Below are 396 nucleotides of genomic sequence, written 5' to 3'. Positions count from 1 at the left end.
GAACTAAAATAATATCGCACCTGCCCGGTTGCTGTAAAATAAAGTCCCTGAGCCGCATCATATTTGCCATCGGTTAAAAATTGTAACATTAATAATGGATGGGTTGTGCCACCTTTACGCAGGTTGATCTCTATGGCATAATGCAGCCATTGATCATTCTGTTTTACAGAGATAAAATCCACAGCAAAACGGCCAAGCACACCACGTTTCTGCAAAGCCCGGGCTACTTTATTTCCGATATCACCTATAGTTGCAGCATAGCCAGGTTGTGCCGGAAAATAAGCGCCTAAAAAAACCTGGCCATCTTTACCGCCAAGCAATTGGTCATGTGTCGAAGCCACATCGCATACGCCATCCGGATCTATCCGGCATTGCACGGACGGCGAGGTTTTAATA

General features: G+C 45.2%; 1 pseudogene. It reads right to left on the bottom strand.

Features of this window, described 5'->3' with window-relative positions:
- Nucleotides 1-341, bottom strand: a pseudogene (locus tag I6F37_RS43580) (carboxylate-amine ligase); the annotation flags it as partial.
- Nucleotides 342-396 lie beyond the last annotated feature (55 nt).

The organism is Bradyrhizobium sp. NBAIM08, assembly GCF_020193935.1.
Taxonomy (GTDB): Bacteria; Pseudomonadota; Alphaproteobacteria; order Rhizobiales; family Xanthobacteraceae; genus Bradyrhizobium; species Bradyrhizobium yuanmingense.
This window is presented reverse-complemented; position numbering and strand designations above follow the sequence as displayed.